This is a genomic window from Pseudomonas sp. MWU13-3659, assembly GCF_023757525.1.
GTDB lineage: Bacteria > Pseudomonadota > Gammaproteobacteria > Pseudomonadales > Pseudomonadaceae > Aquipseudomonas > Aquipseudomonas entomophila_E.
The window spans coordinates 1-11,799 of the sequence record NZ_JAMSHW010000022.1; the positions used below are offsets into that span (position 1 = coordinate 1).

Annotated in this window: 14 protein-coding genes and 1 pseudogene; all 15 read right to left on the minus strand. The window is 58.2% G+C overall.

Annotated features, from left to right (window positions below):
- Positions 1-237: pseudogene (locus NGM28_RS21610) on the minus strand (IS256 family transposase); the annotation flags it as partial.
- Positions 238-252: 15 nt separating this feature from the next.
- Positions 253-864 carry a prepilin peptidase gene (locus tag NGM28_RS21615; protein WP_252091357.1) on the minus strand — a complete coding sequence of 204 codons (612 nt, stop codon included), beginning with the start codon at positions 862-864 and terminating at the stop codon, positions 253-255.
- 4 nt (positions 865-868) lie between these two features.
- Complete coding sequence (locus tag NGM28_RS21620; protein WP_252091358.1) at positions 869-2,176, minus strand: STY4528 family pathogenicity island replication protein; 1,308 nt, start codon at positions 2,174-2,176, stop codon at positions 869-871.
- Positions 2,173-2,868 (minus strand): DUF2857 domain-containing protein, encoded by a 696-nt coding sequence (locus tag NGM28_RS21625; RefSeq protein WP_252091359.1) that lies wholly within the window; start codon positions 2,866-2,868, stop codon positions 2,173-2,175. Before NGM28_RS21625 ends, NGM28_RS21620 begins: the two co-directional genes overlap by 4 nt.
- A gap of 31 nt (positions 2,869-2,899) precedes the next feature.
- The gene (locus tag NGM28_RS21630) at positions 2,900-4,603 is read right to left on the minus strand and encodes a ParB family protein (RefSeq protein WP_252091360.1); all 1,704 of its coding nucleotides are present in this window, start codon (positions 4,601-4,603) and stop codon (positions 2,900-2,902) included.
- Between the two features lies 1 nt (position 4,604).
- Entirely contained in the window at positions 4,605-4,940 is a 336-nt protein-coding gene (locus tag NGM28_RS21635) for an Arc family DNA-binding protein (RefSeq protein ID WP_252091361.1), read from the minus strand.
- A 10-nt stretch (positions 4,941-4,950) separates the two neighbouring features.
- Positions 4,951-5,955 (minus strand): nucleoid-associated protein YejK, encoded by a 1,005-nt coding sequence (gene yejK, locus NGM28_RS21640; protein ID WP_252091362.1) that lies wholly within the window; start codon positions 5,953-5,955, stop codon positions 4,951-4,953.
- Positions 5,956-6,180: 225 nt separating this feature from the next.
- Positions 6,181-6,708: a hypothetical protein gene (locus NGM28_RS21650; RefSeq protein ID WP_252091364.1), complete on the minus strand. Its 528-nt coding sequence runs from the start codon at positions 6,706-6,708 to the stop codon at positions 6,181-6,183.
- The gene (locus NGM28_RS21655) at positions 6,698-6,886 is read right to left on the minus strand and encodes a hypothetical protein (RefSeq protein ID WP_252091365.1); all 189 of its coding nucleotides are present in this window, start codon (positions 6,884-6,886) and stop codon (positions 6,698-6,700) included. The genes NGM28_RS21650 and NGM28_RS21655 overlap by 11 nt, the downstream gene beginning before the upstream one ends.
- Positions 6,883-8,229, minus strand: coding sequence for a replicative DNA helicase (dnaB, locus tag NGM28_RS21660; RefSeq protein WP_252091366.1), 1,347 nt, complete (start codon positions 8,227-8,229; stop codon positions 6,883-6,885). Before dnaB ends, NGM28_RS21655 begins: the two co-directional genes overlap by 4 nt.
- Positions 8,226-8,924, minus strand: a complete 699-nt coding sequence (locus tag NGM28_RS21665; RefSeq protein WP_252091367.1) for a DUF2786 domain-containing protein — start codon at positions 8,922-8,924, stop codon at positions 8,226-8,228. Before NGM28_RS21665 ends, dnaB begins: the two co-directional genes overlap by 4 nt.
- 238 nt (positions 8,925-9,162) lie before the next feature.
- On the minus strand, positions 9,163-9,534 hold the full coding sequence (locus tag NGM28_RS21670) for a hypothetical protein (RefSeq protein ID WP_252091368.1): 372 nt from the start codon (positions 9,532-9,534) through the stop codon (positions 9,163-9,165).
- Entirely contained in the window at positions 9,531-10,280 is a 750-nt protein-coding gene (locus NGM28_RS21675) for a hypothetical protein (protein WP_252091369.1), read from the minus strand. Before NGM28_RS21675 ends, NGM28_RS21670 begins: the two co-directional genes overlap by 4 nt.
- Complete coding sequence (locus NGM28_RS21680) at positions 10,273-11,160, minus strand: ParA family protein (protein ID WP_252091371.1); 888 nt, start codon at positions 11,158-11,160, stop codon at positions 10,273-10,275. The genes NGM28_RS21675 and NGM28_RS21680 overlap by 8 nt, the downstream gene beginning before the upstream one ends.
- A gap of 274 nt (positions 11,161-11,434) precedes the next feature.
- Positions 11,435-11,632, minus strand: a complete 198-nt coding sequence (locus NGM28_RS21685) for a hypothetical protein (RefSeq protein WP_240063765.1) — start codon at positions 11,630-11,632, stop codon at positions 11,435-11,437.
- Between the last annotated feature and the right edge of the window lie 167 nt (positions 11,633-11,799).

The window sequence follows — 11,799 nt, forward strand, 5'->3', positions numbered from 1 at the left end:
TGTCTTTCCACTCTTGCCGTTACGCTGGTTGGTTTCATCCTCTGGGCGCTGCGCGCCCGGCGGATAACCCAGGTGGTGGCCGAGTTCGGCACTCAAAGCGCGTTCGATCAGGGCCTTCTTAAACGCCGCAGAAGCATCCTCGATAGCCTCTGCGGACATCAGGCCCTCACCGAACTGCTCCAGCAGCTCTTTGGGGATTTTGGGCAGGTCACGCAAGGGTTTCTTTTTGGTTGGCATACATGCACCTCTTACTCATGTTATGCCCGAACACAAAATTTCTGACACCCTCCAAATCAGTGTCCAGCCAAGTACCTGTATGCCGCCCCACGCGCCAATCAAAGCCAATAACTTAAAGTCACCTCTGCCTACGCACTCTCGTCCAGTGATTAGCCGGGTTAGTTGACCAGCTGACCAGAAGCTCCCAAAGCCAATGACACATCCCCATAGTGCGTCCTGCAGTGCCGTGAACAAACCGAAAGAGTTCAGGATTAGGCCGCCCCATAGTCCTGGCACCACCAGCGTGTCCGGCAGCAAGTGGTGCTCACTGTCGATCAAGCTCAAAGCTAGAAGGGACCAGGTGAACAGCAGGGCATAGAAGGCCTGCATAGTTGGACCAAAATGCAGCGTCACCATGAGCGACAATGCACCACAGCTGATCTGCGCGAGCCAGATTTTTCGCGGAGAAAATCTCGCCGGTCGAAGGTCATAAGGCTTGTCAACATCCAGCCCCAGTAGTTCCTGCGCCTCTCTCTGCCACTGGTTCTCAAGGAGCGCCGGCAGCCAGCAGGCGCTCCACGCGCATAGGCGGCCGGCAAGCATGCCAATCACGATAGAGCCAAACTTCAGGGCGAGCTCATAACCCATCCAATCACTCATTGGTGGAGTCCACGCGGCGTCGAGGGTCAAGCAAGGCTTGCAACGAGGACAGGGCGGAATTCGCTGTCTGCATCGCGTTCGCTGTCGGTGCAGGCTTGTGAGCTGGTGGCTGGGAAGGCCGTGCAACCGCACTTGCCGCCGGGGGAGTTGGGGTTGGCATCGGAGTTGGAGCGGGCGCTGAAGGGCTCCACTCGGCATTGAAGTCACCTCGTATGGCCTTGCCAGCAAGGCTCGTGAGGTATGCAAGGGGCTTGGCCACGCTCCCGCTTGTGCAGCGATGCTTCCATTGGTTGATCACCGCCTCTCGGAGACCCTCCGGTACCGGCCCCATGATCTCGCGTGCCTTGACACGGTCCTCTGGCTTGAGGAGTTCAAGGGCAAGCAACCAGTTCACACCTGCACTCTCGCGCGGTTGTACAGAGCTTTTAGATACAGACCTGTTTGTATTTGTATACGTACTAGCTGAGTTCGGACTCCGAACTGTGGGTGTACTCAGTGAGTTCAGGCTGAGTTCGGAGTCCGAACTGAGGGGGAGATCCCCTTGTTTCGCTGAGTCTGTGCTGAATTCGGAATCCGAACTCAGTTCATCCACGGCCAAGTCTTGCTGAGTTCGGATTCCGAACTCAGGCGCGGTCAGTGCATTTTGCTTGGTCTCGACCGCCCAGGTCTGGGCATTCAGACGATCGCTAATCGTGTCGATGCGAGAGGGAAGTCGTCGTCCTACGTCGGGATCGCTGGTGAATTCTCGCCAGGTGATCGCCGCGATGTCCCTGATTGCTTTGTTCTGATGATCCATAGACTGCATCAGCAAGGTCATGTAGTCCTTGTCGAACTCCAGGGCCTCAGCCGGCGTGACAGGCTCGTCGTGTAGGAGATAGACGTTCCCCTGAACCTGGCCGTTGATCTCATTGCGCACGGTTCGGCCAAGGCTTAACCAGCGGGTTATGCGGAGCACGGTCAAGGCTTTTGCCACGGTTTCTCTGGAGGCAGGCTTCCCTGGATTCATACCCAGATACGGCCGCAGTTGATCGTAGGTGGGGAACGCTGTGATCCCATCTTCGTTGACAAGCAGTCGAAAGACTTGCCAGCAATTGCGCTCCAGGGGGGTCAGCCGGTTGTCGAGCAGGAGTTTACGCGGGACCGTTTCATGCGGATTTCCGCTGAATATGATCCCGGCGTAGGGGGTAGCAGGCGCTGCAGTAGGGGCGGTGTCCTCAGCTCTCTTCTTCTGTACGTGGGCCTCGAGTTGCCCCGAGGCCGAATCTAGGAGCGTGGAAATCGGGAACCGTGTGAGCTTCATCTTCTATGATCGCCTTCTCCAAGATGGGTAGGGGCGACGCAGCTTTCATCGACACGACGTAGGCCGCCCTCGTCCAATAGAGTGAGCTGTCGTCGCTCAGTGGCTTGGGGCCGTTCCTTGCTGCTGGGATACAAGCCGTGTTCGACCCACTGGGTGATCCGAGACCAGATCTGCGCAAGTGTTAAGCCGTCTGTGCTCAGTTCCTCGGCAACCAGCATGGCCACGTCGAGCATGGCCATGCTGTCCTGGAGCTCGACGGCGTGTGCATCCATCAACTTGGTCCAGCGGTACCAAATATGGTGTTCCTGGTCCTCCGAGAGCTCTGGCCATCGGCCGCGCGGCGCGCGCACCCCAATGACGGTACGCTGCAAAGCGATCTCTTGAGGCGTGAGCCCGAAGAACTTGCCGAGCAGGCTGGTGGTGGCCCCCAGTCGGATCGCGCGCTCAATCAGTCGAGCTTCCTCTTCTGTGCGCGCAGCACCGGTCAGCAGCTTGAGGATCATCGAACTGTTGATTGACACATTGACCCATGAAACAGGTGTGTTGCGTAGCAAGCTGAGGACTGTTGGGTGCTGGATCTGGCCCAGCACCTCAGGTTCAACTCCCATCTCTACACAGCGCTGAAGTTGCCCATTACGCATGAGGTCAAGCAGCTGTGACAGGACCGCTTCGTTAAGTGTTGACTTGGACATTGAGACTCCTCCCGTTCATCTCATCGAGTGTTCAGTTGTCCTGGACTGGCGAGGACCGTCTGAACTCTTCGATTTCCAAGTCGATCAACCGACGAGCCAGCCGAATGATGCGGAACAGTTTGACCAGCGCACCGTCGCTCAAACGGCCTTCGTCAGCTGGTGCTTGTCCAGCGCTCATGGGCTGGCCCAGCAGCAGTTGGCCCAGGCCAGCTGCGAATTCAAATTCAGCCAATGCACTGGCAGGATCTGGTTGCTCGTTCAGCATCTTCAGAGCGATGGCCATGGCACCGCTCAATGACTGAAGCAGTGTCAGCGTGTGTTGAGCTGTTGCAGTAACTTCAACGTCGGTGTCCGGCTGTTTGTACTTGAACCCGATACCGCCATCGATCGCCTGGATATCGCCAGGTCCGTTGACGGATTCGAGAACCTCCACGGCCAGCTGGGCCACCTGTCTGCGCAACTCGCCAGGTTGGTCAATCTGGCGCTCGATGTACCAGAGGTCTGTGACGGGGTGCAGTCCACCGGCTTGCACGGGGATGGCGACCAAGCAGTTTGAGTTGAAATCGGGCAGCGTTTCCCCATTGATGGCGGCAACCTTCGCTTTGGTCTCGATCACCCGCTGGCTGAGGTTCGCAGGGGACGCAATATGCCCTGCAATCCGTTCCTGCTGTTGCTCTGGTGTGAGCGAAGCTTCCGGCGCTGGATTAACTGGCTGTGGGGGCGTCTGCGAAGCATGCTGCGACCGCCCCGTACCTTCAGATGGTTGTTGCGATGGTGGAGGGGTTGAGGGTGCCCCTGTGCCTGGCGCAGGCGCGGGCGGAAGAGCCGAACCAGTTATCGGCAATTCAACCACCGGCGTCGAGCGACGGAGCTTGTCTTGCTGCTGGGTGATCTCTAGCAGGATGTCCTCGTAGCCGAGCGGCAGCGACTTTTTCATCGTGCCGATAAGCTCGTCCTGGAAGCGCTGGAACAGGAACTCTTCTGCTTCGCCTTCGAACTGGGCAAGGACGTCCTGGAACAACATTTCGAAGTCGACGCCTTCACTCGTGTAGTGCTTGTCCCAGCAGGCCAGCGCGGACTTCCTTAAAGCAAGAATTTTCTCGATCTGTGGCTTGCCGAGTCCGTTGTAGAGGAGGGCCGGTACGGCTGGCAGCAGGTGCTGAACCGTGTCCAGCATCCTGCTGATATGAGATGGGGAAATTGGATATCCGTCTTTCGTCAGACGGCGAGAGAGTTCTCGAATCCCAATCTCTTCCCCGCCTTCGGACTCATACAGCGCTTTGGCATTACCCACGCCCACTGCACGTTCGATGAACTTGAGCTCACCTTTGAGATCCTCGGCCAGGTGGCCGGTCAACATGATGATCTCGCCGCGGGCTTGGTCCCAAGGGCGGAACAAGAAGTTGATCGTCTGGAACTTGGGATCACCAGTCTCCTGGAACAATTCCTTCAGAATCGTGAGTCGCGTGTTGCCACCGTTACGGATCCGGAACTTTTCCTCACCCGGACGGCGCGTAATCGGCGGAGGAGTGTCGAGGCCTCGATTGCGAATCGACTCTTTGAGCTCGTCGTACCGAGGGTTGCGGGTGGTCCGAGGGTTGTCCTCCCAAGGGAGGACAACGTCGATGCTTAGCACCATTGGTGTATCAGCGATAGGATCGCTCATGGTTACGGTGGAGCCAGTAGGGCTGAAGCCGGGAGCCAGGAGCTTGGATTTGAGGTCTATAGCGGCCATATCAAGCTCCAACTGCAGCGTGGGACTGAGCCAGAGGAGAGCGGCGAACCAGGTACAACACTTCCTGGATGTCGTCCTGGGTCGGAACGGCGTTTTGCAGCAGGCGATCAATGATTTTGTAGGCGCGAACCAGCTCGGCCTTCATGTGGTCATGAGCCGAGATCATCTGGCCGTCGTCATCGTGCTTATCGCTCAACAAGGTTTGCTCCAGGCGCTCGATGATTTCGCTGTTCATCGACCGATGGTTCTGGCGAGCGACTTCTGCGACACGCTCACGCATGCCGTCTGGCAGGCGAACCACGAATTTGTCTGCGGTGCGGGAATTGGTTGCGTTCATGATGTTCTCCTTACTGGCTGCGCTTGAGTTGGTCGGTTAGCTGAGTGGGCAGGTTCTTGATCGTCAGGGAGCCGGTGTCGGCGTCGTAGGTGACGTTGGAGCCGAGAAGGTGCGCTTCAAAGCTGATTGACAGACCCTCGGCGCGGCCGGTGAAACGGCGGAATTGATTGAGCGTGCGTTTGTCGGCCGGGATCTCGGATGACAAGCCGTAGTCGCTGTTGCGGATGTGGTCGTAGAACGCCTGGGGCCGATCTTCATCGAGAACCTCTGACAGTTCCTGCAGATGGATCGGCTGGCCGAGCTTCGTTTGAGTGGTGGCGTAATCGAGCAGTGCGTGGGTCTTCTCCCGCGCGCTTTCTTCAGGGAGGTCCTCTTTCTCGACGTACTCGGTGAATGCCTCCAGCAATGTGCGGGTTTCACCTGGGCCATCGACGCCTTCCTGGCACCCGACGAAGTCGCGGAAGTAGTCCGAGCTCTTCCTGCCGGTTTTGCCTTTGACGATGGAGATGTACTGCTTCGAGTTCGGATTGTTCCGCCACTCGCTCAGGTTGATCCGGGCTGCGCAGGAGATGTTGCTGGTGTCCAGGTAGTGCGAGACGACAACGTTGAGCTCACTGTCCAGGCCAACGGTCTTGATCTGCTGGAGGACAGCGATCATCAGGTATTCGGTCATACCCTGCTGGTAGTGGGTGAAGAGCACCTGACCACCGACGGATAGTTGGACTTCTTCCATCAGCTTCTGCAGATGTTCGACTGCCATACGGCTGAAGCTGGTGAAGTCTTGCTGCTCCTCCAGATACTGCTTCAACCAGCCGCTGAACGGGTAGGCTCCCGACTCCCCATGGAAGAAACCCCAAGCTTTGCCTTGCTTAGCGTTGTAGCTGTCGTTCAGATCGGCCTGTAGATTCTCGATGACATCGGTAGGCGGTAGCTCAGTGTCTCGGGCATGTAGAACGGCCGGGCTGCCATCAGGTTGCTTGTCGACCAGGTGAACAATCGCGTGACGAATGGGCATTACTGAATCCCCCGAGAGGAGCTGTTATGGGCTTCTGCACGGCGGAAAAGAGCCCGAGCATTACGCTCGGTGCGATGGTCGCTCGGTGTGCAAGAAGTAAAGATTGGTGTGAAACCAGCCTTGGTGAACTTCAGGTGGCCGCTATTGGAACGGGTAAGGCTCCAGCCTTCGGCCAAGGCGAACTCGGCGAGCCGGCGAACGCTGGCATGTGCTCCGCGAAGGAGATTACGCATTACTGACCTCCTGGGCGGGGCAAAGGGCGTTGCCAGCTTGAATGGCCACGATCTCCGGGCTGCAGCCTGGGTAGTGGGTGGCCAGGTCGGTGAGGAACTCACGAGCTGTCTCCCGCGATCCAGGAATACGGAACACGACGGTGCAGTGATGGGCATCGTCTCCTGCCATGCTCAGGCTTGGCGCCACGTTGACTTTCAAACTGCTGCTCAGCAGGTGGTGAGGAACCCAGACGGACCAGAAGTAACTCGTCAGCTGGGCCGGCTGGGAGAGGAGAGTCACAGCCAGCGTGCCGCTACCGCAGGGCTCGACTTCGAGGTACTGCAGCCGCGCGAGCTCATGCAGAGGCGCCACCAGCTCCTGGCTGGCCACGGTCTGGCCAAACTGAGCGAGCCTGGTGATCACCTGGCTTACGGCATCGAGCCAAACCGGGTTGAGACCAGATTGGTGCGCGAACGCCAGGGCCGAATGCTCGGTGCCGGCGATTGCCGGTATCGATGGATAGGTGCGCTCAGCGTCCACTGGCGACCTCCTCGAGCAACTCAATGTCGTAGCTGTTGCATACCGGGCACACCAGCACCTCGGCTTCACCCTCCGGGGTGTGCTCCGCAGGGTGCACCTGGCGAACCAGGTGCAGCGGGAAGTGACGGTCACAGCCGAGACAGATATGGGTAACTAACTGGGATTGCATGGGCGTCATGCGGCAACTCCTTGCCAATGGTCAGCAGTGAGGTTTGCGAAGCGCGTCTGGTTGGCGATGAAAGCCGCACGGACATAGCCCGTTGGGCCCTGCCGCTGCTTGCCGATAATCAGTTCGGCAACGCCCTTATGCTCGGTGTCCTGGTTGTAAACCTCGTCCCGATAGACGAAGAGGATCACGTCTGCGTCCTGTTCGATTGCGCCGCTATCGCGCAGGTCGGCGTTTACAGGCCGCTTGTTCTGCCGTTGCTCCAGCGCGCGATTCAGCTGGGAAAGCGCGACGAACGGGCAGTTGAACTCCTTCGCGATACCCTTGAGGGACCGGGAGATCTCGCTGATTTCATTGGCTCGGTTCTCTTGGCCAGGGCAGCGCATCAGTTGCAGGTAGTCCGCCATGATCAAGCACGGCTTACCGAAGCGGCGGGCAGCCCGGCGCACCTTCGCGCGCATCGCGGCAGGAGTGAGGTTCGCGCTGTCATCGATGACAAGGCGGTTGCCATATGCGTTCATTCGGTGGACGGCGGCGGACAGCTTGGGCCAGTCCTCATCCTGCAGCTGTCCTGATAGGAGCCTGCCCAGATCGATATGGCCCAGAATCGCCAGCATCCGGTAGATCAAGGCCTCGGTCGGCATCTCCATGCTGAATACCAGCACGATCTCGTCAGGGGCTTTGGTCAGCGCCGCGTCGACGATGCTCAAACAGAACGAGGTCTTGCCCATGGATGGGCGCGCGCCGACGATGATCAGATCAGCTGGCTGCAAACCTCGCGTCATGTCGTCGAGGTCGGTGATCCCTGTCGGTACGCCTGTCACGGTAACGTGGCCGTTGAAGTTGGCGTCGATCTTGTCGACTACAGAGAGCAGAGCCTCGGTCATGTCGGCGAACTCGCTAACGACACGACCTTCGCCCAGCTTAAACAGCCTCTGCTCGAGCGTGTCCTGGACCTCAGCTGCGTCAGCTGCGAGTTCAGCCGCATCCCGGGTACCCTGGAAACACAAGGACATGATGCGGCGGAGGTGAGCGCGGTTGCGCACTATCTCAGCATATGACTGGATATTCGCTACAGACGGAGTGTTCTTGGCCAGCTCTGCCAGGTAGGAAAGGCCACCTACTTCCTCGGGGATGGCCATTGCCTCGAAAACCGTCACTACATCGAATGGGCTGTTTTTCTCTGACAGGTCCTGAATGGCAGTGAAGATCAGCTTGTGTTCAGACCGAAAGAAATCGTCCGCCTGCAGCAGATCACCGACCAGATCCCAGGCTTCGTTGTCCAGCATCAGCCCGCCCAGAACGCCTTGTTCGGCCTCGATGGAGTGAGGAGGGGAAAGGTTCAGATCGGTCATCTGGCACCTCCATGGGCAATGCTTGGCTGTCCACTGCGGCCAACGCCTCGGTGGAGCTGGGCGTGCTGGCCTTGCTCAATCCCTGCGTACAGCGAGCTACGGTCGTAGCCTTTGGCTTCGCTCGGCGTGATGTCGAAGCGCTTCAACTCAGGGTGATGCAAGGTCAAGTAGGCAGCGATATCCGCCTGGATATCTGGTGCTAGGCCACCAGCGAACTCTCGAACTTTGTAGGCCACTGCCCCGATCCAGCCCTCGGCAAAGAGCTGACCGCGACGCCGTTTGGTTTTCAGCTGGCACCGTTTCTGCTGCGAGACGTGATCGCGACGTGCTTTCTGCAGCTGTAGAACGAGGCTGCTGTAGGCATAGGCAGCCAGATCCGGACCGATACCCCTGCCAAGGAACTTGAAGCTGTACCCCTTCACTGGGTGGTAGTAGGAGAGGTGGCTGCAGTCGAAGGCGGCTGCGCACGTCGCGGCCAGAGAGTGCAGCCAATCCGCTGGGGAGCGACGAGTACCCGTGGGGACACTTGCTTCAAGCACCAGGTTGGCTCGAAGCTCCTCCGACTCGATGTTGTACTGAGCCATGAGTGCGCGCGCCTGACGCAGGGCGGTTGCAGCCTCGTGTGTGTTCGCTCCGGGGCTATTGGCCAGGGCCATCAGCTTGGTGACTTTATCGAGGACCTTCTGCTTGTCCATCACGAGCCCTCCCCAAATCGGCGAGGTCGGCTTCGCAGTGCCGATGCGACCAGTGCCAGGAGGTTCAGCGCACCGACAGCGCACAGTGCGTAGGCTGAGTAGACCGCACCCTGCAGGCCAAGCTCGACATGTGGGGCTTTGAAGACAGAGCCCAACCCATAAGCAGTGGCCAATGCCACGCAGCAGTTCATGAGGTACAGGCAGAGCGAGCCTGCGAACTGGGAAATGGAGCCAGAGGTCATCGAGCACCTCCGGACTGCAGGTGAAGGGGATCGGCGCCGATGAAAACCTCGGCGGGCACATCTGGCCACTCCATACGGAGAGCCTCAAAGTTGCCCTCGTTCCAGCAGCGCAGGAACTCCATGGGAGACTCGCATGCATGTTCTAGGACATAGGCGATCGCAGCCACAGCAGCATCGGGAAGATTCAGCTCAAGCGCCAAACTGCCATCGTCGGTAACTGTGAAGTTGTTAGTGTTGAGCTGGAATGGCATTCCATTCAGCTCAACTTTCACGGGCACCCAAGTGGGGACTTGGTGCTGCTGACGGACCGTAGCCAGGCGATCCTGGAGCATGCCCAACGTGAATGTTTTGGGAAGTTGCCCTTTCATGAGGCTGCCCCCTGTGCATCATTTGGGAGCAGAGCCTCTTTCCAGAGGCGCAGCGTTTCACGCTCTTCCGTCGTCAATGGAGCTTGAGCTACCGCTTCGGCGACTTTTTCCTGCAGGAGCCGCAAGCGGTCTTCAACAGACGAGCCGTCGTCGTAGGCCAGATGGCTGGTTACCTCGTCAATCAGAGAGTAGCGGATGGACCTTACGTTTCCCGAGCGGTGCTGTTCCACAGACATCCCATAAAGCCGCTCTGGAACTTTGAGGTCATTTCTGAGGTAAAGATTGAATTCGAGGGGGTTGTACGAGGTGTAAAACTGCCGGGCGCGATTCAGGATGAGTGCAGCTTTGATCGTCTCCACCAGTTCTTCATGGGTTTCCGTGGGCAATGGGAATGTGCGGGCAATCAGCTGCTTCGCCAGTGCGTCCCGCGCATCTTGTCGGCGTTTCGTTTCCTTCTCGGTCCGAACCCGTTTTTCTTTTGCATGGGTCACGTTATGGCCGATCGATTCAATGAGTTGTGCGGTATTACGCAGTAACTCGCGCTGTTCATGGTTCAGAAGGTCACCGAGCGAACCGAGTAAGCCGCTACCCACTTTCCAACCGTTGGCCAGCTTGTGCAGCTCTCCAGACGTTGACGTCAGCTTTTTCTGGACACCGCGTAATTCATTCGAGCTGTAAAGTTTGCCGATCCTGAGGACTTCATCAGCAGTGATCCCGGCAGCGTCGGTAATCGCGTGTTTACTCATCGCGGCGAGCCTCCTTCACGATCTCGGCTACACGCTCTTCGGTCATCGCTTCGAAGCGGTCTGTCCACTCAGGGAAGGCCTCGATAGCCAGACTACGGATGACGCTCAGCGCCGATGGAGACTTGCGGTTCGATGGTTGACGGTATTCAAGTCGATGGGCCGGCACACCTTGGCTGGCGGCCTTCTTGAAGATGACGGCGTCAGGAATGATCGATTGCAGGACGGTGTAGTCCGGGTTTCCATCGAAGATTTCACGCACGGTGCGATGGATCTCACGTGCGTCAGCGGTCTCATCCAGGCCGTTGATGATGATGTTGATGTGGGGAATGGTGAGGCCGAAACGCGCGTAACTGCGCAGCCCATCCATCATATGGAGGGTTCCACGGCTGAATTCGCGCGCGGCCAACATGTTCGGGGGGAGAGGGGAGAGGATGACGTCGGAGGCAAGTACGACCATCTCCAGCATCGCGGAGCGGGCACCCTGGGTGTCGAACAGGATGAGGTCGTACTCGGCATCGAGTGCCGACATCAGATTTGCTAGTCGCAGTCTTCCGTCCGGAGCCTGCAGTATGAGGTTGTTCAGCTGGTTGTTGGAGTCGTTCGAGATGATGACGTCCAGGTTCTTGATCGAGGTGCGGGAGATGATCTTGTCCCGGTCGGTCTCGTTCTGGGACAGCAGCTCGAAAATTCCGCCCGGGGCGGTGTATTCGAGAGGGTAGTAGGAGGATGCCGAGGGCTGGACGGGGTCCAGATCGATGAGGAGAGTGCGGAGGCCTGCGTCAGCGACGAATGCTCCCAGATTGGTAGACCCGGTGGATTTGCCGGTGCCGCCTTTGGTGGAAACCTGACCTGCGCGTTTTGCTTTTTTCGGGTGTGTCATTGCGATGCCTCTAATGTGGATTTCATTAGAGGCTGCGTGTCTAGGCGCGGAAATGGTGCTTAAAACCCCTCCCTAGATGGAAATTTCGGCCTAGATCCCAATTGTCTTTTAACCAATTGGTCGTAGGTTCGAATCCTACACGACCCACCATATGCAGTATGAAAAACCCCGCTTCCAGCAATGGAGCGGGGTTTTTCGTTTTCACCGTCCAGCCCGCCCAAGGCTGTCGAGCCTCTGGCGGTGGTGTTTCAGGCGAATGTCCGACAGCGGCACGTCACTGCGCGCACAGCTGGAACTCCCTGAAGTTGTAGGAGCCGCCCGAGCCCCAGCTGACATGCAGGATGTCACCCTGGCCATAGTTCACGACGTCGGCGCCGACATGGTAGCCAAAGGCTTCGACCGAGAAGCCGCCGCTGACCTGGTCCAGTTCGTCGGTGCTGAGGGTGCGGAGTTTTTCTTGTTCGGTGTTCATCGAGAGCTTCCTCATTTCTCGTTGGTGTTGTTCCGTCTGAGGTACGCCCTGAGGTCCAGGGCATGGCGAAATACTTTCCCGCCCCACCTGTTTCCGGCAATAGCACGGGTGACCTAATGTCGTGATGCCACTGCCATGGCGCCCTCCAGCTGACCTCCATGAGCTTC